The following is a 25443-nucleotide window of genomic DNA, read 5'->3' as shown; positions in this document are numbered from 1 at the left end:
CTTTTTATTTTACCCCAAATGTGCCGGTTTTGCAATCGTTTCCGGCGGTTTGTGTACACTTTCCGTATTTTTGCCGCCAGAGTGCCCCTGCGCACGCTGCCATCTGTGCGCCGTCCAGCGGCGGCACCGGCAGCAGATTGAACAGCCCGGTCAGCAGATTTGCTGCCCAGAACGCGCTGTCTCGGATAGTGACAGTCTGCGCAAGACGCACCGCCCATACCCCGGCAAGGGCAAAATTGACTGCGGGCCCGGCGGCAGCAAGCACGAACCTCTGGAGTGGGGAGAACCTCTCCCCTGCCGTACGCATACAAAAACCGGTCATGGTCACCTCGATGACCGGCAGACGCCTTTGCTGGATGCAGTAGACAAGGATGTGCCCCAGCTCGTGCAAAACAGCCGCCAGCAGTCCCAGCCGCAGAAAGCCACTGGCATCAAAGTAGAGCAGCAGGTACACCACACCGCACAGCAGCACCGGGTCCCGGAATACAAGCTTCCCCACCCGCAGCCGGCTCACGGGGCATTCTCCAACAGGGCGGCGGGGTCGCAGGCAGTGCCCTGCTGCCACAGTTCCAGATGCAGGTGCGCACCGGTGGCGCGGCCTGTCTGCCCCACTGTGCCCAGCGTCTGCCCGGCCTGCACCACCTCTCCCGGGCGGACATAGAGGTATTGCAGGTGTGCGTAGCGGGTCTCGCAGCCATCCGGGTGCAGGATGCGCAGATGGTTGCCGTAGCTTGGGCTGTATGCCGCCGCAGTCACTACCCCGCCCTGCACCGCTTGCACTGCCGTGCCCGCCGTGCAGGCAAGATCAAGTCCCCGATGGAACGCAGACTTGCCGGTAAAGGGGTCTGTCCGCGCGCCGTAGGCGTCCGAGACGCGCCACGCCGTGGTATCCAGCGGAAAGCAGTGCTTTTGCGTGTTCCGGGCAGCCTGCACCGGCAAAGCTGCCAGCAGACAGAGTGCCAGCCCTGCCAACACAAGTGCCATGATACCCCACCGCCGTCTGCGTATTTTTGCTGCCTGTCCGCTCCGTTTTACCCGCATACGCCCGCCCTCCTATCCTGAAAAGTGTATGCACAAGCGGCAGACAGGAGAACACAAACAAAAAAGCAGAGCCGCCGCACAAATCTCTGCGCAGCAGCTCCGGTTTTGGTTTACATGATTTTACAGCTCAGCGCCGGAAAAAGTTCCCGATGCGTTCCAGCAGGCTCTTTTTCTTGGGCGCGGTGACAGCAGGCTTTGCAGCCGGGCGGGGTGCAGCGGGCGTTTTCGGCGCGGGCTGCGCAGCGCGGGGCTTGTTGTTCAGCATCTGTTCCAGTGCCTCGTAGTGGTCGGGCTGCTGCGCCGCCGGGGCGGCATTCTCTGCCTTTTCCGGTGCGGGCTGGAACACATGGGGCAGCTCCTGTTTGAGCTGTTCCACGGTAACTTCCTGACAGACTGCCGCCGGTTTTTCCGTTTCCGGGGCGGAGGTGGTGCACTTCCACGGCTCGGGGCGCTGCCAGTCGTTGCGCAGCAGCTCGTACATACCCATCTGGCCGTTGACCAGCGGCTCACCCTCGGCGGGCTTCACCTTCTGATAGCTGCCGCTGGCATCCATGACCCGGGCGTTGACGTTATCCCGTAGCTGCAGCTGAAGGATATCGGTGAGCTTTTGCACCAGAACAGGATCCTCCACCCGCACGCCTACCTCCACACGGCACTCAGTATTACGGGTGAGGAAGTCACCGGAAGCAATGTAGATGCGGGTGTGGGTGCCATCAAAGAAACTGTAAATGCGGCCATGCTCCAGATACCGTCCCACCAGACTGCGGATGTGCAGATTCTCGGTCCTGCCGGGCACCTCTGCGCGCACGCAACAGATGCCGCGCACGATCATATCAATGCGCACCCCAGCGCAGCTGGCTTCCTGCAATTTCAGGATGATATCCCGGTCGCTGATGGAGTTGTTTTTCAGGATCATGGAAGCCGGGCGGCCCATGCGGGCGGCAGCGATGACGTGATCCATCTCGTCCAGCAGCACGCTCTTGAAGCGCAGCGGGGCAACCAGCATCTTGTCGCTTTCCTCGGTGAGCTGCTGCACGGCCAGATTGCGGAACACCTTGGAGGCTTCCTCGCCGATGCGCTCATCTGCGGTGATGAAGGAATAATCGGTATACAGTTCGCTGGTTTTTTCGTTGTAGTTGCCGGTACCGATCTGGGTGATGTAGGAGTAGCCCTCTGCGCCCTTGCGGGTGATGAGGGTCAGCTTGGAGTGCACCTTGTAGTCCTCGAAGCCGTAGATGACGGTGCAGCCTGCGCTTTCCAGCTGCTTGGACCAGTCGATGTTGTTCTGCTCGTCAAAGCGGGCGCGCAATTCCACCAGCGCCACCACTTCCTTGCCGTTTTCGGCGGCTTCCATCAACGCCTGCACGATCTGAGACTCCCGCGCCATGCGGTAGAGAGTCATCTTGATGGAGATGACGTCCGGGTCCTGTGCGGCCTTTTTGAGCATGGTGATAAAGGGACGGATGGACTGGTACGGATAGCTGAGCAGCACGTCATGCTTCTGCACCTCAGTGGCAAGATCATAGTCCGGCGGCGGCAGCATGGGGCGTGCGGGGGTGTAAAACAGCGCCGGGTGACCCTCGGTCTCCATGCGGCCGGAAAGCTTAAAGAAGAAGCTCAGGTCCAGCGGGCTCTTTTGCAAGAACACCCGCTTGCGGGTCAGTTCCAGACGGCTGCACAGCAGCCGCTCCACCTCCGGTGCGGGGGCGGGCGTGATCTGCAAACGGACAGCGGCCAGCTTGCGGCGGCGCCGGAGCAGCTCGGTCATGATCTCGCGATAATCAATATCGTGATCCATCATGCCCTCTTTTACATCGATATCCGCGTTGCGGGTGACCCGGAACAGGCATTTTTCCTGAATGGAATCCTTGCCGAAGATGTTGGACGCATAGTGCAGCACCAGCTCCTCGGTAAGGGCAAACTGCACAGCGCCGTCCTTTTTGATAAAATGCATCCGCTCCATCTGGCTGGAGATGGGCACGATGCCAAGGCTCTGCTCCTGTGTGTGCTTTTCCTTGAGCAGCACGCCAAGGTAGATCTCCTTGTTGCGCAAAAACGGGAACGGGTGGCGGTTATCTACGATCTGCGGGCTGAGGATGGGGAACAGTTCCGACTGGAAGTATTTTTTCCAGAGATGCTCTTCTTCCTTGGTCAGGTGGTCGAAATCCACCTTATGGTAGCCGTTCTCCGCCAGATTTTCCAGCGCTTTTGCGTAGAATTTATCGCATTCCTCCTGCAGCTGCGCCGTTTTGGGCATAATGGCGGCCAGCTGCTCGGCGGCGGTCATGTTGGTCTTGTTTTCCCGCTTTTCCTTTTTGGTCTTGCTCTGCTCAAGGTTTGCGCGCTCCTGCAAGGAGCCCACGCGCACCATGAAAAACTCGTCCAGATTGGAGCCGTAAATTGCCAGAAACTTGATCCGCTCGCCCAGCGGGACGTTTTTGTCCTTGCCCAGCGCCAGAACGCGGCGGTTGAAATCCAGCCAGCTCAGTTCGCGGTTGATAAAGATCGATTCGTCACTCATAACAATATATCTCCGTATTTCCTCTTTGACCAAGGCAGAAAGCGGGCTGCGCCCTAGCGGACATACGCCTGTCCTGCCCATGAATCCACCATTGCGCGGGTAATGCCCGGCACCTGCGCGGCATCCTCCACCTGTGCAAACGGACCGTACTGCGCCCGGTAGTCCAGAATAGCCTGTGCATTGCGGGGACCGACGCCGGGTAGGGTGCACAAAGCGTCTGCATCGGCTGTGTTCAGCTCCACCTGTGTGTACTCCGCCAGCGCCTTTGTGTCCGGCAGTGTCTGCGGGGTCTGTGCTTGCAGCGGCACTGCAAACCGGAACGCCAGCCCTGCACAGATCCCTGCGGCGGCAAGGCACAGCAGAAAAAACAGCCCCTCGCGGTGCTTTTGGTTCGGCATAGGTCCTCCTCCCCATTCTACCTGATTTTTTGCTAAAAAGAAAGCCCTCTGCGGGAAAATAGCAGAGGGCTTTGCACAAATTTTACACGGATTTTTCAGCAGCACGCACCATGCGGTACAAAACCTCCACAGCAGCGCCACCGGCGGCATCCGTCAGGGTGATCTGCTCGGCGGCAAGGCGCAGCTCTGCCGGGGCATCGGCGGCCACTGCGCTGTGCTCTACAGCCTGCACCAGCTCCAGCATGGGCTGACCGCCCGCCAGCGCAAGGACCTGCTCCGCGCCCACCTGCGCCATGGCGCAGACGGTGTCCAGCATTTCCCGGCCAGAGATTCGCTTCGGGGTGAGAACAAGAGTGTCCGGGGCGATACGCTCGCCCAGCAGGGCAACACGATCCCCGATGGCCTTTTCTGCCAGCGAGATCAGGGGTACAGACTTGCTGTCCTGATACAGCAGCACCCGCAGCACCTGCTCGGGGCGGATGTCGGCGGCGTTTGCCAGCAGATACGGGGTCCACTCCTGCCGCAGATGGCGCTCCAACGCATTGCTCATGCGCAGCACCCGGGTGGTGCCGTCCTGCATCTGCACGGCGACACCCACGCCGGGGGTATCCGGCAGGCAGGTAAAAAGCTCCTGCTGCTGGGCAAAGCTGCACAGGGGCACCCGGTTGCCGTCGGCATAGTGGTAGGCCATGGTGCCGCCGCACACCAGCGCAGGCGCTGCCAGACGCACGCTGCCCAGAATGGAGCGCACGGCGCGCGGAGAGCGCTGCGAAAAAACAGTCAGTCTGCCGCCGCGGCTGCTGAACAACTGCAAAACATCCCGCACCACCTGGGTCAGATTGCCATCCTCGCCCAGCAGCAGGTTATCCAGATCACAGAGCACCAGAGTGGATGCCAGAGAATCGTTCATGTGTTTTTCCTCCTGAGTGTTGCGAGAAAATGGGTAAAGTAGTCCGGCAGCTCGGAATCGAACCGCAGCTGCTCCCCGGTGATGGGGTGGATAAAGCCCAGCGTTTTGGCGTGCAGGCACTGGCCGTGCAGGCTGGTGATGCAGTTGTGAGGGCCGTACACCGGGTCCCCCGCTACCGGATGGTGGATGGAGGCCATGTGTACGCGGATCTGATGGGTGCGGCCGGTCTTTAGGCGGCATTCCAGCAGGGTGAACTCGCCCAGCCGCTCCAGCACCTTGTAGCCGGTGTAGGCGTACTTGGTGTGGGGCTCGGTGGCGGGATAGACCGCCATTTTTTTGCGGTCGGTCTTGCTGCGGCCGAGGTTTGTTTCTACAAAGCCCTCGTCCTGCGCAAAGCCGCCGTAGACCACCGTCTGGTAGGCGCGCTCCACGCTGTGCACCGCCATCTGCTGGGAAAGGCCGATGTGGGTAGCGTCGTCCTTTGCCACCACCAGCAGGCCGCTGGTGTCCTTATCAATGCGGTGGACGATGCCGGGGCGGATCTCGCCGCCAATGCCGGAAAGGCTGCCCTTGCAGTGCCACAGCAGGGCGTTGACCAGCGTGCCGTCCGGGTTACCGGGTGCGGGGTGCACCACCATGCCCTTGGGCTTGTTGACCACCAGCAGATGGGCATCCTCGTAGACGATATCCAGCGGGATATCCTGCGGCACAGCCTCGATGGGCTTTGCGTCAGGGATCTCCAGCAGCACGGTGTCTCCTGCCTTGAGTTTCAGGCTTTTGGCCACAGCCTTGCCGTTGCACTGCACATGACCCTCGGCCACCAGCGCTTGCAGCGCCGAGCGGGACAGGCCGGTGTCCTCGCCGCTGAGAAAGCGGTCGATGCGCTGCCCGGCAGTCTCCTGCTCTACGATAAATTCACGCTGTTCCATGGTTTATTGCTCCTTGGCGGCATCATCGGCATGGAGCTCATCCAGAAAGATCACCAGCACCCACAGTGCCACACCCACGCAAACGCAGATATCCGCAAAATTGAACACAGCAAACCGCATGAACAGCAGGTTGATGTAGTCCACTACCTCGCCGTTGAGCACCCGGTCGATCAGGTTGCCGATACCGCCGCCCAGCACCAGCACCAGTGCTGCCTGCTGCAAGCGCTTGCCGCGGCTGCGGAAGAACAGCCCATAGGCCACTGCCAGCAGTGCCGCACTGGTGGCGATGATCAGGAACAGCTGCTTGCCGCTGAGCAGGCTGAAAGCCATGCCCTGATTGAGCACGAACCGCAGCTCCACCACATGGGGGATGAGCGGCATAGCGCCAACCGGCTGCAAAGCCTGCACCGCCCACAGCTTGATCAGTTGGTCGATGCCGACCAGTGCCGCCACAGCTGCCAGATTAAAGAGAACAAATGCCATTAGCTACCTCGTTTCTGTTATAAAAAACGGCGCTCCCCGGTCAAGGGAGCGCCGCCCTTTTACAAAACAGATTTGTATTGATGCGGGACGCTTATGCTTCCACAACGCTGGCGCAGCGTGCGCACAGAGTGGGGTGTGCAGGATGGCTGCCGATGGAAGCAGAGTACTTCCAGCAGCGCTCGCACTTGTCGCCGGTGGCGTGTGCAGCTGCAACGCCCAAGCCCTCGACAGCGCTGGCAGCGCCGCCCTCGCCCTTGACCAGCTCCACATGGGAGACGATCATCAGGTCGGCCAGTTCGTCCATGGGGATGCTGTTCAGCAGGTCATAGACGGCATCGTTGCAGTACAGGGTGACGGAAGCTTCCAGAGAAGCACCGATGAGCTTTTCGGCACGGGCCTGCTCCAGCACCTTCTTGACCTCGTCGCGCACGGCGATGAGCTGTGCCCACTTTGCCTTGAAAGCATCGTCGGCGGCGTACTGGCCGGCCTTGGGCATCTGCTCAAACACCACATACTTGTTCATACCCTCGGTCTTGGGCATGAAGTCCCAGATCTCCTGACTGGTGAAGCACAGGATGGGGGCAATGATCTTGTCCAGAGCGACAAGGATCTTGTACATGGTGGTCTGGGCTGCCTTGCGGGCTGCGCCGTTGGTGCAGTACAGACGATCCTTGGTGACGTCCAGATAGAAGTTGGACATGGCCACCACGCAGAAGTTGTACACGGCGTGGTAGACCTTGTTGAAGTCGTACACAGCGTAGCCTGCGTTGGTGTTGACGATCAGGTCATCCAGCGCAGCCAGTGCCCAGCGGTCGATATCCTGCAGCTGGTCGTCTGCCACACAATCGGTGTTGGGGTCAAAGCCGTCCAGATTGCCCAGAATGAAGCGGGCGGTGTTGCGGATCTTACGGTAAGCTTCGCTGAGCTGCTTGAAGATGTTCTTGCCGGCGCGCACGTCCACGGTGTAGTCGGAAGAAGCCACCCACAGGCGGATGATATCGGCGCCGTAGTCCTTGATGATCTCGCTGGGCTCCACGCCGTTGCCGGCGCTCTTGTGCATCTGCTTGCCCTGCTCGTCCACCACCCAGCCGTGGCACAGCACGGACTTATAGGGTGCACAGCCCTTGCTTGCAACACTGGTCAGCAGGCTGGACTGGAACCAGCCGCGGAACTGGTCGCCGCCTTCCATATACATATCGGCGGGGAAACGCAGCTCGGGACGCTCGTCCAGCACGGCGGCGTGGGTAGAGCCGGAGTCGAACCAGACGTCCATGATGTCGGTGTCCTTCTCCCACTCGGAAGCGCCGCACTTTTCGCACACTTCACCTGCGGGGATGATCTGCTCGGCATCGTACTTATACCATGCGTCAGAGCCTTCCTTGCGGAACAGGGCGCTGACAGCCTTGATGGTAGCATCGGTAATGTGGTAGGTGCCGCACTTCTTGCAGTAGAAGGCGGGGATGGGCACGCCCCAAGTGCGCTGGCGGCTGATGCACCAGTCGTTGCGGTCGCGCACCATGCCGGTCATGCGGTCATGACCCCAATCCGGCATCCATGTGACGGTATCAATGGCCTTGTACACATCCTCGCGGAACTTGGCAATGGAGCAGAACCACTGCTCGGTAGCACGGAAGATGATGGGGTTGTGGCAGCGCCAGCAGTGGGGGTACTGGTGCTTGATGTGCACCTGACCCATCACAGCGCCGGATGCAGTCAGGTCGGCCAGAATGGTCTTGTTGGCTGCCCACACGCGCTGACCAGCGTACTTACCGGCCAGCTCAGTCAGGTAACCGCCGTCATCCACAGGCACTGTGATGGGCACCTGCGGATACTTCTGGCAGACGTTGAAGTCGTCCACGCCGTGGCCGCCTGCGGTGTGCACGCAGCCAGAACCGCTTTCCAGCGTGACGTGGTCGCCCAGAATGACCCAGCCCTCCTTGGGCAGGTAGACGTGGTTGTAGCGCATCAGCTCGAACTCAGCGCCGGAAACAGGCTCGCCCACGATCTCGTAGTTCTCGATGTGGCAGGCGTCCATGACGCTCTTGACCAGATCGGTAGCCATGATGTGGTACTCCTCGCCGATCTTGACGAAGGAATACTCGAACTGACCGTTCAGGCAGATAGCCTCGTTGGCGGGCAGGGTCCAGGTGGTGGTGGTCCAGATGACGAAGTAGGTCTTATCCATGGGGATGCCGTACTTTGCCAGCACACCGTTGGGATCCTGCGAGACGTGGAAACGCACAAAGATGGAATCGCAGTCGTCCTCGCCGTACTCGATCTCGGCTTCTGCCAGCGCAGTGCGGCAGTCCGGGCACCAGTACACGGGCTTGAGACCCTTGTAGATGTAGCCCTTCTTGGCCATCTCGCCAAAGATCTCGATCTGACGCGCTTCAAACTCAGGCTTCAGGGTCAGGTAGGGGTGCTCGAAGTCACCGATGACGCCCAGACGCTTGAACTGGTCGCTCATGATGTCGATATGCTCAGTGGCAAACTTTTCACAGATCTGGCGCAGCTCCAGCTTGGAGATGTCCTTCTTCTTGTCACCGACCGAGGACAGAGCCTTCAGCTCAATGGGCAGGCCGTGGGTATCAAAGCCGGGCACATAGGGAGCCTGATAGCCCTCCATGTTCTTTTCGCGGATAATGATATCCTTGATGATCTTGTTCAGGGCAGTGCCCATGTGGATATTGCCGTTTGCATACGGAGGGCCGTCGTGCAGAATGAACTGGGGCTTGCCCTCGTTGTGCTTCATGAGCTGGTTGTACAGGTCGTTGTCGTCCCAATCCTTGAGCATGACCGGTTCCTTTTTGGGCAGGCCGGCACGCATCTCGAACAGGGTCTTGGGCAGATTCAACGTACTGTCGTACTGCGATTTGTTCTTAGCCAATGGTTTACACTCTCCTCTATTTTTGCGTTGGGTGCCTTACTCGCTGAACTTGACGCCCTGAAAAGCATCATAGTCCGGCTCGTCCGGCTTCATATCAGCAGGAGGCGGGTCCAGCTTGAGCTGGCTTTCGTCCTTTGCCCAGAAATCCTCGCTGCTGTCAGCCGCCTTGTCGTCATCGGCAGGGGCGGCAGGTTCGGTGGTTTTGGTCGTTTCGGCAGGCTGCTCGACCGGAGCTGCTGCAGCGTCGGCTGCGGGGGCAGCATCAGGCTGTGCGGCGGGCTGCTCTGCGGCAGTCTCCTGCGCAGGCTCTGCGTCCTGTGCGGGGGCGTCCTGTGCAGCTTCCTTGGTTTCCTTCTGGAACTCCGGCAGACGGCTCAAAGACTCCACATGGCTGCGGTACAAATTGAGCACATCGGCCTTGAAGCGGGTGACCTCCAGACGGACGCGGTCGTACTCCCGCTCCTCCGCCATACGCTTCTCATTGGCTTCGTTCTCGATCTCGTCTGCGCGGTCGCTTGCCTTTTGCAGCAGCTCGTTGGCATCGCGGATGATATCGTCGCCCCGCAGATTTGCGCGGTGGATGATCTCCTCAGCCTTCTGGTTTGCTTCGCGGATCACGTTTTCGCCCATGCGCTGAGCATTGATCAGCGCACTCTTGAGCATATCGCCGTCAGCCTCAAAGCTTTGCAGCTCGCCCTTGAGCTTCTGGTTCTCTGCGGTCAGATCTGCGATCTGCTTGCGCAGCTGCTCTGCCTGCGCATCGTTCTGCTGCAGCTGCTCCTCGACCTTGTCCAGAAAACGATCCACGTCCTCTGTACGGTAGCCGCGGAGGTTTTTTTCAAATTGTACAGAGCGGACATCCTGCGGAGTCAGCATAGTCATTTCCTCCCATAGCTTTTAATATTGAAAGAACTCAATGATCGAACGATCTTTTTTACTTTTCCCGGGCAATGCAGTCAGCCGGAAGCGGCCCTTGCCGCGCACGGTGAACACATCCTGCTCGTATACGGGGGCATGGGGCTTTTCTACCGGCAGATGGTTGATCTCTACCCTGCCCGCTTCGATCAGCTCCGCAGCAGTACCGCGGCTGACGTGCAGCATGGCAGAAAGCACCGCGTCCAGCCGCAGGGAGGACACGGTGGCAGTGAGCAGCTGCCGCTCCGGCGCCGGGAAAGCCGGGATCTCTTCCGGCTCCAAAAGACGGGTGGACACCTCGGTGCGCCCCGCCTGGCACAGCTCCCGGCAGATAAGCTTTGCCGCCGGCTCCAGCGCGAACACATAGGCTGTGCCCGGCGCATCGGCGGGCAGCAGGATATCGCCCAGTGCTTCGCGCTTGAGGGCAAGCCCCATCAGGCTGCCCAGATAGTCCTTGTGCGCCGGAAGCGCCGCACCGGGCAGCGCCCGGCACTGCAGCTGTACACAGCGCACCGGACACTCGCTGTAGCTGTACTCCGGCTCCAGACAAAGCACCCGGCGCTCGGCTTCGGGCCAGCCGCCGTCAAAACGCCAGCCGTCCCGCACACCGGCACGCCCCAGTGCCGCCCGGGCAAGATCCTGTTCCCGGTCGCTGAGGAACGCGGAGTACCGGGCTATGCCGCGGGAAAAAGCCGCATCGGCAAGATCCTCGATATGCCGCATGAGATAGCGTTCCTCATCGTTGCGGGCGGGCACAAAGCCGCGCACCGCACCGGCTGCCGGATCAATAGAATGCGCCATTGTTCTCCAGCTCGTCCAGCAGGTCACCCATGATATCCACGTTGTACGGGGTAATGATAAAGGTGCTGTTGGCTACGCGCTTGATCTGACCGTTGTTGGCATAGGCCACGCCGGACAGGAAGTCCACCAGACGGCGGGAGACCTCCTTGTTGGTGGACTCCAGATTCAGCACCACGGTACGCTTGTTGTTCAGATGGTCGGCAATGGTGCTGGCATCCTCGAACCGCTCGGGCTTGACCAGAACCACCTTGAGCTGGGTGGTAGCGTGGATATTGACCACCTTGTTCTTTTTGCTGGTGCCCTCGGCAGGCTCTTCGGTCTCTTCATCCATCCCGATGCCGACGCCGCTGTTGTTGTTCACCATCTGGGGGCCGTCATCGATGTACTGATCCTCGTACTCGTCCCCTTCACCCATCAGGCCCTTTTTAATGCTATCCAGCAAAGACATAATTATCTGCTCCTTTCATTCGGGCAGCGCCCGGCTGCCTGGCGTTCTTTGCAAAAAGAATGCAAATAGCTTTTACTATTATCTGATTTTTTGCAGCAGATGTCAATAACTACAAAAGTTTTCCGTCATATAAATTTTGTCCCGAGACGATTATTTCGTCATAAAGCCTTACCTGACTGACAGAACCGTCCGTTCCCTTGGGCAAAACAAGGATGTAATCCCCTTCCGTGACCAGCGGATGGTCAGCATCCACGGGGTCGATCTTACAGAAGCGGGCAATGTTGCCGTACTTGACATACACGCCGGGGATATAGTTTTCGCCCTGCGTTTCGGCCTCGGTGCCGTCCTCCTTCAGGTAGTGCACCGCTGCAGCAGGCACCCGCAGACCGGTGCTCTCCCCGGTGCTGATGCGGGCACGGGCGTGGTTGAGACACAGCACGTCGCCGTTGATGGAATTGCAGCGCAGCACAAAGCGGGCAACATCCTTTTCTGCATCAACGGTCACCTCGGTGACGGTAGCGCGCAAGGCGGCATCGCTCTGGCCGGGAAAGCTGATCTCCACTGCCGTGCGCAGGGGCTTGCCGTCCGAGCCCAGCAGCTTTTCGGCCTGCTTTGCCGAGCACACACCGGCGTACTGCCAGCTGAACCCGGCCACCAGCTTGCCTACGCAGCCATCCAGCGGCATCTCGGGGTCGGAGTCCAGATAAGCCTTGAGCTGCTCCGGGCTCTGTGCCAGAATGTCCGCAGCACCGGCGTTCAGCCGTCCGCTGCTGGCAGCCCGGACAAAGTAGCCGGTGGTGGGGGCGGTGATCTGAGTGGGGTTGCCCAGCTGGGCCTGCACGGTCTGTGCCTGCTGGGCAAGCAGCGCGATCTGATCTGCAAAGCCGGCGGTATCGCCGGTGGTGATCCAGAGCTTGTTCTGCGCCAGCAGATAGGCATCGGCGCTGCTGTCCACATCGCTGTAGCGGTCGGTGTCCAGCGCATCCAGCAGATCGTACAGTGCGCCGGAGCGCTCCTTGAGCAAGCCATCCAGCTGGGTGGCTGCGGTGTTCTGGGAGCGCTGCAACAGGTCGATCTGGCTGGTGAGCTGGGTCAGCTGCTGGCGCAGCACTGCCTGATTGGCGTCGGTGTACAGCTCTGCAACGGCAGTGCCCGCCGACACCCGCTCGCCATCCGAGACAAGGTAGCCCAGATTGCCGCTGCCGGAAATGCAGGTCTCGTCAAACAGCAGCACGCCGTCCGCTTCAATGGTATCGGAGATGGTGATGGGCAGCGCCGTTTCGTAGACGTTCTGGGGGAAAAGGATGTGCGCCGCCTGCCAGCAGACATACACTGCCGCCGCCAGCAAAAAGGTGGCCATCACAACTGCCAGCGTGGTGAGCGCAGAGAGCTTGTGGCGCGGTTCCTGAGGGGTTTCCGGCATAAGGATCATCCTTTCGATAAAAAGTCTTGGGTCAGGCGCAGGGCGGTCTGCCGCACGTCCTCAGCCCCGGCATCCAGCCATGTGACCCCGTCCATGTGGCGGAACCATGTCAGCTGGCGCTTGGCGTAGTTACGGGAAGCCTGTTTGAGTTTTTCGGTGCAGGCATCCAGCGCTGCAGTCTGCTCAAAATACGGAAAAAATTCTTTATAACCGATGGCCTGTGCGGCGGTGCGGAAGGCTTCGCGGTTGCGCCAGACGTATTCCGCCTCGGTTAAAAGCCCGGCTTCCAGCATTTTGTCCACCCGCAGGTCGATGCGGCGGTACAGCGCTGCACGGTCCGGGAAGTCCAGCCCCAGCACAAGGCTGCGGTAGGGGCGCTCCGGCGGCAGCGAATCGGCCTTTTGTTCGCTGAGACGCTTGCCGGTAGCGTGGTAGTGCTCCAGCGCCCGCAGCACCCGTACCTTATTATTGGGGTGGATGGCAGCGGCGGCTTCCGGGTCCACGGCTTGCAGTTTTGCGTACATGGCTTCCGGGCCGATGGCTTCCAACTCGGCGGTCAGCTGCTCGCGCAGGCCGTCCGGGGCTTTTTCGGCGGTGAAGCGCACCCCGTACAAAAGGCTCTGCACATACAGTCCGGTGCCGCCTACCAGCAGCGGCAGATGCCCCCGGGCGGTGATATCCTGAATATACTCCCCTGCCAGCGCGGTAAAATCTGCCACGCTGAAGGTCTTTTCCGGGGTGAGGATGTCCACGCCGTGGTGCGGGATGCCGCAGGTCTCCTGCGGGGTGATCTTGGCAGTGCCCACATCCAAACCTCTATAGATCTGCATGGAGTCGGCGCTGATGACCTCGCCGGAGAACCGCTGCGCCAGCGCAACGCCCAGCGCGGTCTTGCCGGTGGCGGTGGGGCCTACCACAGCCACCACAGCGGGTTTTGCATTACACGATGCGTCCAAACTGCTTTTCCAACTCCTTTCGGGTAAGTTTGAGCACGCAGGGACGGCCATGGGGGCAGAAAGGCGGCACCTCGCCGGAGAGGATCTTCTCGGCCAGTGCCATAAGCTCCTGCGGGGAGGACTTGTCCCCCGCCTTGATGGCGGCGCGGCAGGAGATGGAGTGCAGCACCCACTCGGTGTGCTCGTTCAGTGCGTCCCGGCTGCCCTTGAGCAGGCGGTCGGCGATCTCCACCAGCAAGTCCTCGGCGTTCTGCGGCTCTACGTCCGCAGGCACGGCGCGCAGCAGCACGGTACTGCCGCCAAAGTCCGCCACATCCAGCCCGGCGTTTTCCAGCAGGGGCTGGTTTTCCAGCAGCGCCTGCTTTTCCTCTGCGGAAAGGTCGATGGCGGCGGGTTGCAGCAGCAGCTGGCTGGGCACGTTGCCGTAGTTGGCAGCAAGTTTTTCGTACAGCTGGCGCTCATGGGCGGCGTGCTTGTCGATCAGGCACAGCTCGTCTCCCCGCTCTGCCAGAATATAGGTGCGGAAGACTTCGCCCACATACCGCAGCGGCTCTTCTCCCTGCGGTACATCAAAGCCCAGCTGCTCCGGCTGTTCCGGCTGTTCGGGTTCTTCCGGCTGATAGGGCACCGTGGCGGCTTCGATCTCCGGGGCGGCGGGTACGGTGTTCCATGCCGCCATGTGATCCAGCAGCGGGTCGGCTGCGGTGTCCGTTTCCGGGTGCACATCCAGCTGCGCTTCACCGGCAGCTGCCCGGAAGGGCTGCGGCGCGGGCTGGACTTCGGTTGCATCCGGTTTTTCCGGGCTGTGGAGGGTGACCACAGGATCCAGAATGTCCTCTGCGGGGGCAGACTGCCGCCACGAGGGCATAGCAGCAGCCGCGCGGGCAGGCTGTGCGGGCTGTACCGGCGGGGTATCTGCCGTAAAAGCCGGGGTTTTCACCGGTGCAGCAGCGGGGCGCTGCTGCGGCGGGGCTTCCCAGCGCTGCGCAGGCAGTGTGCCGGGGGCTGCTTGACCCGGAACCACGGCAGAAAGTCCCGTAAAGTGATTATTCTTTACAGAATTTTCGTTCTTTGTATCGTTTTCTTTTTCGGATTTCTCATTTTTGTCCGCTTCAAAGGTAAAGCGGCGTTCCCCGGTGCCGGGCTGTGCCAGTGCCAGCTTGACCGCATGGTAAACGACATCGAACACGTCGTTTTCCCGGGCAAAGCGGGCTTCGATCTTTGCAGGGTGGACATTGACGTCCACAAGGTCGGTGGGCATTTCCAGCAGCAGGATGCCGCCCGGGAACTTGCCCTGCATGGTCGTGCCCTTAAAGGCCATTTCCATGCCCGCCATGATGGTACGGTTGCGCACATAGCGGCCATTGATGTAGAAATGCTGCATGCTGCGACTGGCGCGGCAGCTCTTGGGCGGGGTGATCAGACCGGTGACCCGGTACAGCCCCTCCTCGGAGTGCACCTCAATGAGGTCGCGGCTGAACTCCCGCCCCAGCACCGCATAGGCGGCGCTGCGCAGCTGACCATCGCCGGGGGTGACGTATTGCAGCTTGCCTTCCCGGATGAACTTGACACTGACCTCCGGGTGGCTGAGTGCGACATGACCTACGTTATCTGCCACAAAGGTGCCCTCGCTGGAGTCCTTTTTGAGGAACTTCATGCGGGCGGGGGTGTTGTAGAACAGGTCCTGCACCCGGATGGTGGTGCCCACGGCGCGGGCGGCAGGCTCCCTGCCCTGCTCCTCGCCGCCGGCGATGCGGTAGCAGGTGGCAAACTCGTCCACCTCGGTGCGGGTGAGCAGCTCTACCCGCGCCACGCTGGCAATGGAAGCCAGTGCTTCGCCGCGGAAGCCCAGCGTATGGATGCTGTTCAGGTCGTCCGGCTTTTCGATTTTGCTGGTGGCGTGGCGGATGAAGGCCGTCGGGATATACTCAGCATCAATGCCGGTGCCGTTATCGCTGATTTCGATCAGCTTTACGCCGCCGGATTCAATGCTGACGGTGACCTGCGTTGCACCGGCGTCGATGGAGTTTTCTAACAGCTCCTTGACCACCGATGCCGGGCGCTCCACCACCTCACCGGCGGCGATCAGTTCAGCGGTATGCTTATCCAGAACATGGATGACTGCCATGGTATTTTCCCTCCCCTGTGGTTGATTTTATGGTCAGCCGTTCAGGCTGCCCTTGAGGGTCTTTTTCAGCTCGTACAAAAAGTTCAGCGCTTCAATGGGAGTAAGTGTTTCCACATCCACGGTCTCCAGCTTTTCCATCATCTCGCTGGGCACTGCCGGGGAATTGTACTCCTGCAAGGCGTCAAAATCCATCTGCTCCACCTTGTTTTTGGGGGCAGATGCTTCCAGCGTGCGCAGCACTTCGTGGGCGCGGCGGGTCACGCTGCCGGGCAGACCAGCCAGCTTTGCCACCTCGATGCCGTAGCTATCGTCGGCGGGGCCGCGCACGATGCGCCGCAGGAAGGTGATGTCCTCGCCGCGCTTTTTGACCGCGATGTTGTAGTTTTTTACGCCTTCCACGGTGCCTTCCAGCTCGGTCAGCTCGTGGTAGTGGGTGGCGAACAGGGTCTTGCAGCCCAGTCCTTTGGCAGGGTCTGCGATATGCTCCACCACGGCGCGGGCAATGCTCATGCCGTCAAAGGTGGAGGTGCCGCGGCCGATCTCGTCCAGCACCACAAGGCTCTTAGCGGTGGCGTTTTTCAAAATTTCGGCCACCTCGGTCATCTCCACCATAAAGGTAGACTGGCCTGCGGCAAGGTCGTCCGATGCACCGATACGGGTGAAAATGGCATCCACCACGCCCACATGACAGCTGGCAGCCGGCACAAAGGAGCCGATCTGTGCCATCAGCGCAATGAGGGCATTCTGACGCATATAGGTAGATTTGCCCGCCATGTTGGGGCCGGTGATGATGAGACAGCGGTCGGTGGTGCAGTTGAGGGTAGTATCGTTGGGCACGAACATACTGCCCTTGAGCACCTGCTCCACCACCGGGTGACGTCCCTCGGTGATGGTCAGCACATCACTGTCGTCCACCATGGGGCGGCAGTAGTTATTTTCCGCTGCAACCTGCGCCAGCGCAGCCAGTACATCCAGCTGGGCGATAGCATTGGCGGTGCGCTGGATACGGTCCAGCTGGGCACCGATGCTCTCCAGCAGTTCGTCAAACAGGCGGCGCTCCAGCGAGATGAGCCGCTCGTGTGCGCCAAGGATCTTGCTTTCCAGCTCCTTCAGCTCCTGCGTGATGTACCGCTCGCCGGAGGTGAGGGTCTGCTTGCGGATATAGGTCTCCGGCACAAGGTTTTTGTAGGAGTTGCTCACCTCGATGAAGTAGCCGAACACATGATTATAGCCGATCTTCAGCTTGGGGATGCCTGTCTCCTGCCGCAGGCGGGCTTCCAGCTGCGCCAGCACCCCCTTGGTGTTGTCGCGGATGGAGCGCAGCTCGTCCACCTCGGCATGGTAACCCTTGGCAATGACGCCGCCATCCTTGAGGGTGGAGGGTGCGTCCGGGTCTACTGCGGCATAAATGCGCGCCTTGATATCCTCCAGCGGGTCGATGCTGGCGGCAAGCTCGGAAAGCTCCGGGCAGCTGCAGCCCTCCGCCTGCTTGCGCAGACCGGGCAGACGGTCGCAGGTCTGGGCAAGGGTGTAGATCTCTTTGGGGGTGGCAGAGCCGTACACCGTGCGGGTCATCAGGCGCTCCAGATCCGCGATGTAATGCAGTTCCTCGGTCAAATCGCCGCGCACCATGGTCTGGCGCACCAGTGCCTCCACGGCGTTCAGGCGGTGGTTGATGAGCGAGCTGGAAATAAGCGGCTGCTCGATCCAGCTGCGCAGCATCCGCTTGCCCATGGCAGTGCTGGTCTTATCCAGCACCCACAGCAGGGTGCCGCGCTTTTCGCGTCCGCGCAGGGTCTCGGTCAGCTCAAGGTTTGCGCGGGTGACCGGTGAAAGCCGCATGAACTGGGCTTCGTTGTAAGTAATGACGGTCTTTAGCCGCTCCACGCCCTTGATCTGGGTATCGTGCAGATATTCCAGCAGCGCGGCCATGGCAAAGCGCACCAGACCCTCGGCAGCTATGCCGGTGGTCTGCGGCCAGTCGCGGCCAAACTGCTCTTCCAGCGCAGACGCCACCAGCCCCGGCGCATAGCGCTCGTCCTCGACCAGTTCCACCGAGCAGCTCATGTTCTTTTTGATGTAGGCGGTCACCTCGCGGCAGTCCAGCAGACCGGGGTTCAGCAGCACCTCGCTGGGATGGTAGCGGCACAGCTCGGTAATGACCGCCGGGGCGATCTTATCTGCCGTCAGTTCGGTGATATGCGCCGTACCGGTGGAAACATCCGCAAAGCACAGACCGGCCTTTTTGCCCTTGAGGTACAGGCTGGCAATGTAGTTGTTACGGTCGTCCTGCAGCATACTGCTTTCAATGACCGTACCGGGGGTGACCACCCGGATGATGTCCCGCTTGACAAGCCCCTTGGCTTTAGCGGGGTCCTCCACCTGCTCGCAGATGGCCACCTTATAGCCCTTGGCGATCAGGCGCGCTACATAGCCCTCGTAGCTGTGGAAGGGCACGCCGCACATGGGGGCGCGCTCCGCAAGGCCGCACTGCTTGCCGGTAAGGGTAAGATCCAGCTCCCGGGACGCCGTGACGGCGTCATCGAAGAACATCTCGTAAAAATCGCCGATGCGGTAAAAAAGAATTTCGTCCTTGTGTTGATTTTTGATCTCAAGATACTGCTGCATCATGGGCGAAAGCTCTGCCATGGTTTTTCCTCTTTCCCTTGTATGGTTCCGTCAGCCGGTTTGCGGGCTGTAACCGCCGGTGCAAACAAAACGCGGTCTGTGTTGCACAGCCGCGTTCCGATGAAAACTCTGCTTAGTGGCAGCCGCCGCAGGTAGAGCAGCTGCCGGTGCAGGAGGCAGAAGGCTCCTGCACGGTCATGGGGTCGCCGCCGTTCATGGCGGTGTTGATGATGGCGTCGATATAGTTGACCAGATTCTCGCACTCGCGCTTGGCCTCGTTATATGCCACCATACCCTCGTTGCCCATGATCTGACCGTAAAGGCTGTTCACCTTCTCGTTCAGCTCAGCGATGCGGGCGTCGTCGCGCTCGTTCTTGCCGATCTCGTTGTTCAGATCCATGCGGGCCAGATTGAACTCGCCGATCAGATTCTGCAGCTCCTCATCCTTATCATTTGCCTTGCGGGCCTGATCCAGAATGACGTAGCGGGGGTCGGTCTGCAGTGCCATAGCGGCACGCTTGAAAAGATCAATGCAATCCATGATTGGGTTCTCCTTGTTGTTTTTATTCTTTCTGGGGCAGTTTACCCCGGAATCACGTTTTTATGCTTCCACTTCGCCCAGCAGCACAGTGGCGCGGGCACCGGTAAGATGTACGGTCGCGTAGCTGCCCAGCAGTGCCGGGTCGGCGGCAAACTCCACGGTCAGGTTGTTGTCCAGCCGGCCGGAAAGGGTGCCCTCGTTGCGGCCGTAACCTTCCACCAGCACCCGGACAGTCTGCCCTACTTGCGCCTTGACCAGCGCCATGGCGATCTCGTCCTGCGTAGCCAGCAGGCGGGTCATGCGGTCGGTCTTTTCCTTGCGGGGGGTGGGGTCCGGCATTTCGGCAGCCTTGGTGCCGGTGCGCTTGGAATAGATAAAGGTGAACAGCTGCATATAGCCCACCTTGCGCACCAGTTCCAGCGTTTTTACAAAATCCTCCTCGGTCTCGCCGGGGAAGCCCACGATGATATCGCTGGAGAAGGTGATGCCGGGCACGGTCTTGCGGGCGTAGTCAATGAGCTCCAGATACTGCTCCACCGTGTAGTGGCGGTTCATCTGCTGCAAAAGCCGGTCGGAGCCGCACTGCACCGGCAGATGCAGGTGCTTGCACAGCTTCGGCTGGGCGGCGATGGTATCAATGAGCTTATGGCTGGCGTCCTTGGGGTGGCTGGTCATAAAGCGGATGTGATAATCGCCGGGCACGGTGCACAGCAGGTTGAGAAGGTCGGAGAAATCGATCTGCTCTTCCAGCCCCTTGCCATAGCTGTTCACGTTCTGACCCAGCAGGGTGATCTCCTTATAGCCCGCTTCCACAAGGCTGCGGAACTCCGCAAGGATATCGCCGGGCTTGCGGCTCTTCTCGCGGCCGCGGACGTAGGGCACGATGCAGTAGGTGCAGAAGTTGTCGCAGCCGTACATGATGGGCAGCCAAGCGCGGAACTCGCTCTCGCGCCGGATGGGGATATTCTCCACGATGACCGGACGCTGGGCAGGGTCCAGCAGCACCCGCTTATGCTTTTGCAGCTTCTGGGCAACCAGCTGCGGCAGGGTATCGATGCCGTCCACGCCGAACACCAGATCCACATAGGGGTAGCTCTTGCGCAGCTTTTCCACAACGTGCTTCTGGTTAGCCATGCAGCCGCACAGGCCGATGATGAGACCGGGCTTTTTTTCCTTGAGCCCCTTCAGCGCGCCCACGTTGCCGAACACCCGCTGCTCGGCGTGCTCGCGCACGGCGCAGGTGTTGAACAGGATCAGGTCGGCGTCCTCGGGCTTATCGCACAGGCCGTAGCCGATATCCACCAGCACGCCTTTGATGCGCTCGCCGTCGTTGACGTTCTGCTGACAGCCGTAGCTGTGCACAAAGGCCAGCGGCGGGGTGTCGTAGGTCTGCCGCACCAGCTCGGCGGCAACGGTATTATGTTCAAAGTTAATGTATTCCAAAAAAACCATCCTTCTCCGCCGGGCAGGGCAGTCCCATGCGGCGAAACTCTATTTTCTGCTATTATATAAAAGACACTCTTTAGTATACCCTGTTTGGCCGCTGCGGGCAAGAGGAAACACGCAAATTTTATGCCTGTTTGGCCGCTGCAACCTCTGCATCCTGTCTGCGGCAGCACTCTTCGCACACGCCCAGCAGCACCACGGCGCAATCCTGCACCCTGCCCTTCTGGTTTTTGACCAGTTCCATCACCTGTTTTCCGTCCACATCTGCATCGGTCACGCCGCCGCAGACGGTGCAGTACAAATGGCTGTGCCACGGCAGAGTGTGGTCAAAACGGTCGGCCTTGCCGGGAATGGACACCCGGCGCACCCGCCCGGCCTCCACCAGACTGTTCAGGTTGCGGTACACAGTGCCAAGGCTCAGGTTCGGGCACTCCTGTGCGGCTTTATCGTAGATCTCTTCCGCAGTCGGGTGGTCGCACAGCCGCTCCACCGTCTGCATGACAAGCTCCCGCTGTTTTGAGTAGCGCATATCCATCCTCCTTTTTTACACGGTTCAGACGTTTTCTTCCCCTTTGATCTTTGCCCAGTACGCCCGGGCTGCCTGCTCGGTCTTGTTGTCGCCAAAGGTGTAGTATTTGGTATCCTTCAGCACATCCGGCAGGTACTGCTGCTGTACCCAGTGGTTTGCGTAGCTGTGGGCATATTTGTAGTTCTGTCCCTTCACCAGCGCATCCTCGCCATCAAAGTGCTTGTTTTGCAGCTGGCGTGGGATGGGGCCGGTGCGCCCGGCCTGCACATCCGCAATGGCTGCGTTGATGGCATCGTGGGCGCTGTTGGATTTAGGGCTGGTGGCCACCAGAATGACCGCGTCCGCAAGCGGCAGACGCGCCTCCGGCAGACCCACCATGTTGGCAGCATCCACCGCCGCCTTGACGATGGGAATGATCTGCGGGTAGGCAAGCCCCACATCCTCACAGGCGCACACCATCAGGCGGCGGCAGGCAGAGGGCAGATCTCCCGCTTCCAACAGGCGTGCCAGATAATGCAGTGCCGCGTCCGGGTCGGAGCCGCGCATGGACTTTTGGTAGGCAGAAACGATGTCGTAGTGGTCGTCGCCCTCCCGGTCGTAGCGCATGGCGGTGCGGCGGGTGACCTGCCGGATCATATCCAAGGTAATGCGCTTTTCTCCGTTTTCCACCGGTGCCGCCGTGACTGCAAAGTCCAGACAGCCCAGCGCCTTGCGCAGATCGCCCCCGGCGCTTTCGGCCAGATAGGCACAGGCGTCCTCGTCCATGCACACCGGCACCTGCTCCCCCTCGGAAAGGCGCTGCACGGCGTTGCGCACCCCGCGCTCCACATCCGCTGCGGCAAGGGGCTTGAACTCAAACACAGTGCAGCGGGAAAGCAGGGCATTATAGATGTAAAAATAGGGGTTCTCGGTGGTGGAAGCAATCAGGGTGACGCTGCCGTCCTCGATGCATTCCAAAAGGCTCTGCTGCTGCTTTTTGTTCAGGTACTGGATCTCGTCCAGATACAGCAGAATGCCGCCCGCCGCTGCCAGCGTGCCGATATCCTTGAGCACCGCCTTGATATCCCCTGTGCCGCAGGAGGTGCCGTTGAGCTTGTGCAGGGTCATGCCGCTGTTCTCGGCAATGATACGTGCCACCGTGGTCTTTCCGGTGCCGGAGGGGCCGTAAAAGATCATGTTGGGAATGCGTCCGCTCTCAATGGTGCGGCGGAACACCCGCCCCGGGGCCAGCAGATGCTGCTGCCCGCACACATCCGCCAGCGTTTTGGGACGCAGGCGCTGCGCAAGAGGTTCGTTCATGGTGGTTTCTCCTTTCCTGCCCGCAAGGCACTTTTTATATAGTATAACGCATTTAGAAAAGGAGGACAAGGGCTTTTCTGAAAATCATTCTCAGATAATGCCCCGTAAACATTTACAAATCCTGTCAAACATGGTATGATTCAAGTATTCCCTTTCAAAGGAGGTTTGTCCCATGCCGGTACGAAAAAAGGCCCCGGAGGACCTTACCGCAAAAAAAGCGCTGGCGCTGGAAGTCATCCGGCGTCTCAAGGCTGAATACCCAGATGCAGGGTGCACGCTGGACTACGACCACGCATGGCAGCTGCTAGTCAGCGTGCGGCTGGCCGCCCAGTGCACGGATGCCCGGGTGAACATTGTGGTGGAAGAGCTGTTTGCAAAATACCCCAGTGTGGCGGCGCTGGCTGCCGCCGAACCGGAGGACATTGAAGCCATCGTCAAGCCCTGCGGGCTGGGACACTCCAAGGCGCGGGACATCTCGGCTTGTATGCGGATGCTGCGGGACAAGTACGACTGCCGGGTGCCTGACACCTTTGACGAATTGCTTGCCCTGCCCGGCGTGGGGCGCAAGAGCGCAAACCTGATCATGGGCGATGTGTTCGGCAAGCCCGCCATCGTTACCGACACCCACTGCATCCGGTTGTGCAATAAAATCGGCCTTGTGGACGGCATCAAGGAGCCGCAGAAGGTGGAGATGGCCCTGTGGAAGATCATCCCGCCGGAGGAAGGCAGCGACCTTTGCCACCGCTTTGTGATGCACGGCCGTGCGGTGTGCAATGCCCGCAAGCCGGAATGCGAAAAATGCTGTTTGAAAGACATCTGCCGCACCGCCCGCGAAGCCGCCGGGCAGCAGGCAGAGCCGTAATTTTCAAGGAGGTATAATCTATGATCACCTTAACCATTTTACTTATCGTTGCCCTGCTGTGCGTACTGGTGGGCTGTCTGACCGGCCTGCTGTCGCTGGTGGGTGTGCTGGCTTCCCTTTTTGTGGGCGTGCTGGTGGGCGCACTGGCCGGATATCTGGCCGGGCGTTTTATGGGCACGGAAACTTCCCTTGGCCGCAACATCCTGATGGGTGTGCTGGGCAGCTTTGTGGGCGAGTTTTTGTTCGGCCTGCTGGGCATCCACGCTTCCGGCAGCTTTTCTTCCTTTGCCATCTCGGTGATTGGTGCCTGCATCTGCATCTGGATCGGCCAGAAGATCTCCAAGTAAGTTTTTTGTAACAGTACGCCGCCGCATTCTGCTGCCGGAGTTTCCGGGCAGGGTGCGGCGGCTTTTGGCTTTATATCCGAGCAAAAACGTCTTGCGCAGAAATATCTTCCGTTTGATTAAACCACGATGCACACGCACCGTGGTTTTTGTTTGTCCATTTTTAGCACGATACAGAAATGCACCGTGCTATTTTTGCATCACCTTGCGCCACTGATCAAAACCTATATCCATTCCCCTTTCTTATACCCCGCTATTCCCGCGAGAACTAACACTCATTGGTAGTATTGCGTTATAAAAGATCCGCCCATCCTCGATCCGAATGACCTGCTGCGCCTTCTGCGCAATTTCCGGGTTATGCGTGACAACGATAAGCGTTTGCCCGAACTCCGCAGCGCATTCCATCAGCAGCCGCATCGTATCCTCGCCCGTCCGCGTATCCAGATTTCCGGTAGGCTCGTCTGCAAAAACGATGCGGGGCTTTGCGATGAGCGCACGAGCGATCGCCACACGCTGCTGCTGTCCGCCGGAGAGCTGTGCGGGGCGGGAATGCAGCTTGCCCGCAATGCCCAAGATCCCGGTCAGCTTATGGAGCATCTGCTCATCCGGTGCTCTATGGTCGAGGTAAAACGGAATCAGAATATTATCCCGCACCGTGTACTCCGGGAACAGGCGGAAATCCTGAAAAATAAAGCCGATCTTTTGCCGCCGCACCTGTGCCAGCTGCTCCGCATTCATTGCATAAATGTCCTGACCGTCCAGCAGCACCTTACCGGTGGTGGGTGGCAAAAGTCCTCCCAGAATTTTCAGGAGCGTGGATTTTCCGCTGCCGCTGGATCCGATGATGGACGCAAATGTACCGTTTTCAAGGGTCAGGTCGCTATTTCTGAGGGCGTGAACAGTGCTTTCTCCTTCCCCGTAGGTTTTGGAGATCTGCACAGCTTCCAGAATTTTATCCTTCATAAGATGTCCCCCTTGGATGCTTTTTTACGAATAAAGGAGAAGATCGGCAGCAACGCTGCGGACAGCCAGAACACCATCAGCAGAATGCTGACCATGATCTGACTTCCCACGGGTTTATGGAATTCAAACACCCGTCCGCTTGTATGGATACGGATCAGGTCGAGAATGCTCTGGATCGGAACGATACGCGAAACTGCCGCATAGACAACGATATTCACAAGCAGCGTCGTCCCAAAGATGACCGGGAGCAGCAGCTTTGCATAGGATAGCACCAGTTTTTTCGGGGAAACACCCAGCGTCAGGAGAAGCGACAGCCGCTGCTGCTGGATTTCATAAGCCGAAAGGTTCAAAACCACCAGCAGTGCGCACCCCAGAAGGACCCCGAATACCGCAAGGATGCCGACAAGGAAAGCGCTCTGTGTGCCCTCGGTGTAGCTCTGGCTGATCAGGTCGTAGTTATCTGCACTCAAGATACCATTCCTGCGCGTCGCAATGGAGGAAATAGACCGCCGCAACGAGAAATTGCTGTCAGCGGACAGTTTCACGTTCAGGCTGCTGTATCCTTCTTTTTCCATATGGTAGCTGCCTGCGCTCTCAAACATTTTATGGTAAAGAGCCGTACTGACAAAAATCGTGCCGCTGGAAATGAGCCGGTCTGTTGTCAACAGCGTGTAGTTGTTCGCAGACTTTACGACACCGACAATGGGCAGCTGGGCTGTATACGTCCGGTAGACCTCATTCCCGGCTTCATCCTGCCCGGTATAACGCCGGTATTGGATGCTCAACTTGTCTCCAGCTGCGAAAAGCGGTTCAACAGGAATGCTGCCCTCCGTTTGGGTGTTCTTCTGATAGTACGCGTCCGCAGCGGGGTCATAATAGCAATCTCCCCACAGGGTCAAAACAGAATCCCCTGCCAGCAGCGTCTCTATTTCCTCGTCCGAAACGCCGGCATCTGCGGCAATGCGGCGCAGTTCGTCCTCCGGCAAGGCGC

The 25443-nt window shown here is 59.7% G+C and carries 23 protein-coding genes; 2 read left to right on the top strand and 21 right to left on the bottom strand.

Annotated features, from left to right (window positions below; all coding sequences use genetic code 11):
• Positions 1–4: 4 nt before the first annotated feature.
• From C4N24_RS00115 to C4N24_RS00025, 19 genes are all read right to left on the bottom strand, one after another.
• Positions 5–514, bottom strand: coding sequence for a metalloprotease (locus C4N24_RS00115; protein ID WP_112089804.1), 510 nt, complete (start codon positions 512–514; stop codon positions 5–7).
• Positions 511–1041: a M23 family metallopeptidase gene (locus tag C4N24_RS00110; RefSeq protein ID WP_112089803.1), complete on the bottom strand. Its 531-nt coding sequence runs from the start codon at positions 1039–1041 to the stop codon at positions 511–513. Before C4N24_RS00110 ends, C4N24_RS00115 begins: the two co-directional genes overlap by 4 nt.
• 127 nt (positions 1042–1168) lie before the next feature.
• On the bottom strand, positions 1169–3562 hold the full coding sequence (ppk1, locus tag C4N24_RS00105; RefSeq protein ID WP_112089802.1) for a polyphosphate kinase 1: 2394 nt from the start codon (positions 3560–3562) through the stop codon (positions 1169–1171).
• Positions 3563–3615: 53 nt separating this feature from the next.
• The gene (locus C4N24_RS00100; RefSeq protein ID WP_112089801.1) at positions 3616–3960 is read right to left on the bottom strand and encodes a ComEA family DNA-binding protein; all 345 of its coding nucleotides are present in this window, start codon (positions 3958–3960) and stop codon (positions 3616–3618) included.
• 82 nt (positions 3961–4042) lie between these two features.
• On the bottom strand, positions 4043–4870 hold the full coding sequence (locus C4N24_RS00095; RefSeq protein ID WP_112089800.1) for an HAD hydrolase family protein: 828 nt from the start codon (positions 4868–4870) through the stop codon (positions 4043–4045).
• On the bottom strand, positions 4867–5799 hold the full coding sequence (locus C4N24_RS00090) for an RluA family pseudouridine synthase (RefSeq protein WP_112089799.1): 933 nt from the start codon (positions 5797–5799) through the stop codon (positions 4867–4869). Before C4N24_RS00090 ends, C4N24_RS00095 begins: the two co-directional genes overlap by 4 nt.
• A 3-nt stretch (positions 5800–5802) precedes the next feature.
• The gene (gene lspA / locus C4N24_RS00085) at positions 5803–6282 is read right to left on the bottom strand and encodes a signal peptidase II (protein ID WP_112089798.1); all 480 of its coding nucleotides are present in this window, start codon (positions 6280–6282) and stop codon (positions 5803–5805) included.
• Positions 6283–6373: 91 nt separating this feature from the next.
• Positions 6374–9169: an isoleucine--tRNA ligase gene (ileS, locus tag C4N24_RS00080; protein ID WP_112089797.1), complete on the bottom strand. Its 2796-nt coding sequence runs from the start codon at positions 9167–9169 to the stop codon at positions 6374–6376.
• A gap of 36 nt (positions 9170–9205) precedes the next feature.
• On the bottom strand, positions 9206–10051 hold the full coding sequence (locus C4N24_RS00075; RefSeq protein ID WP_112089796.1) for a DivIVA domain-containing protein: 846 nt from the start codon (positions 10049–10051) through the stop codon (positions 9206–9208).
• A 15-nt stretch (positions 10052–10066) separates the two neighbouring features.
• Positions 10067–10885, bottom strand: coding sequence for an RNA-binding protein (locus C4N24_RS00070; protein WP_112089795.1), 819 nt, complete (start codon positions 10883–10885; stop codon positions 10067–10069).
• Positions 10869–11333, bottom strand: a complete 465-nt coding sequence (locus C4N24_RS00065; protein ID WP_005925611.1) for a cell division protein SepF — start codon at positions 11331–11333, stop codon at positions 10869–10871. Before C4N24_RS00065 ends, C4N24_RS00070 begins: the two co-directional genes overlap by 17 nt.
• Before the next feature lie 109 nt (positions 11334–11442).
• Positions 11443–12756: an HlyD family efflux transporter periplasmic adaptor subunit gene (locus tag C4N24_RS00060; RefSeq protein ID WP_242983141.1), complete on the bottom strand. Its 1314-nt coding sequence runs from the start codon at positions 12754–12756 to the stop codon at positions 11443–11445.
• 5 nt (positions 12757–12761) lie between these two features.
• A complete protein-coding gene (gene miaA, locus C4N24_RS00055) occupies positions 12762–13682 on the bottom strand; it encodes a tRNA (adenosine(37)-N6)-dimethylallyltransferase MiaA (RefSeq protein WP_112090163.1) in 921 nt (306 codons plus the stop codon).
• Positions 13683–13695: 13 nt separating this feature from the next.
• Entirely contained in the window at positions 13696–15840 is a 2145-nt protein-coding gene (mutL, locus tag C4N24_RS00050; protein WP_112089793.1) for a DNA mismatch repair endonuclease MutL, read from the bottom strand.
• A gap of 33 nt (positions 15841–15873) precedes the next feature.
• Positions 15874–18489, bottom strand: a complete 2616-nt coding sequence (gene mutS / locus C4N24_RS00045; protein WP_112089792.1) for a DNA mismatch repair protein MutS — start codon at positions 18487–18489, stop codon at positions 15874–15876.
• A gap of 112 nt (positions 18490–18601) precedes the next feature.
• Complete coding sequence (locus tag C4N24_RS00040; RefSeq protein WP_005925591.1) at positions 18602–19009, bottom strand: YlbF family regulator; 408 nt, start codon at positions 19007–19009, stop codon at positions 18602–18604.
• Between the two features lie 60 nt (positions 19010–19069).
• Positions 19070–20461: a tRNA (N6-isopentenyl adenosine(37)-C2)-methylthiotransferase MiaB gene (gene miaB, locus C4N24_RS00035; RefSeq protein WP_112089791.1), complete on the bottom strand. Its 1392-nt coding sequence runs from the start codon at positions 20459–20461 to the stop codon at positions 19070–19072.
• Between the two features lie 118 nt (positions 20462–20579).
• Positions 20580–20984, bottom strand: coding sequence for a Fur family transcriptional regulator (locus C4N24_RS00030; RefSeq protein WP_112089790.1), 405 nt, complete (start codon positions 20982–20984; stop codon positions 20580–20582).
• A 24-nt stretch (positions 20985–21008) separates the two neighbouring features.
• Complete coding sequence (locus C4N24_RS00025; RefSeq protein WP_015538564.1) at positions 21009–22283, bottom strand: replication-associated recombination protein A; 1275 nt, start codon at positions 22281–22283, stop codon at positions 21009–21011.
• A gap of 172 nt (positions 22284–22455) precedes the next feature.
• On the opposite strand from C4N24_RS00025, the gene C4N24_RS00020 reads away from it, so the two are divergent.
• Positions 22456–23145 (top strand): endonuclease III domain-containing protein, encoded by a 690-nt coding sequence (locus C4N24_RS00020; protein ID WP_112089789.1) that lies wholly within the window; start codon positions 22456–22458, stop codon positions 23143–23145.
• Between the two features lie 20 nt (positions 23146–23165).
• Positions 23166–23492, top strand: a complete 327-nt coding sequence (locus C4N24_RS00015; protein ID WP_112089788.1) for a GlsB/YeaQ/YmgE family stress response membrane protein — start codon at positions 23166–23168, stop codon at positions 23490–23492.
• Positions 23493–23732: 240 nt separating this feature from the next.
• Here C4N24_RS00015 and C4N24_RS00010 read toward each other — a convergent pair whose 3' ends face one another.
• Together C4N24_RS00010 and C4N24_RS15205 are read right to left on the bottom strand one after the other, a co-directional pair.
• Positions 23733–24452: an ABC transporter ATP-binding protein gene (locus C4N24_RS00010; protein ID WP_112089787.1), complete on the bottom strand. Its 720-nt coding sequence runs from the start codon at positions 24450–24452 to the stop codon at positions 23733–23735.
• A partial coding sequence (locus C4N24_RS15205; protein WP_181573012.1) for a hypothetical protein occupies positions 24449–25443 on the bottom strand: 995 nt, incomplete at its 5' end. The genes C4N24_RS15205 and C4N24_RS00010, both read right to left, overlap by 4 nt.

The organism is Faecalibacterium prausnitzii, from assembly GCF_003287405.1.
Lineage (GTDB): Bacteria > Bacillota > Clostridia > Oscillospirales > Ruminococcaceae > Faecalibacterium > Faecalibacterium intestinale.
This window is presented reverse-complemented; position numbering and strand designations above follow the sequence as displayed.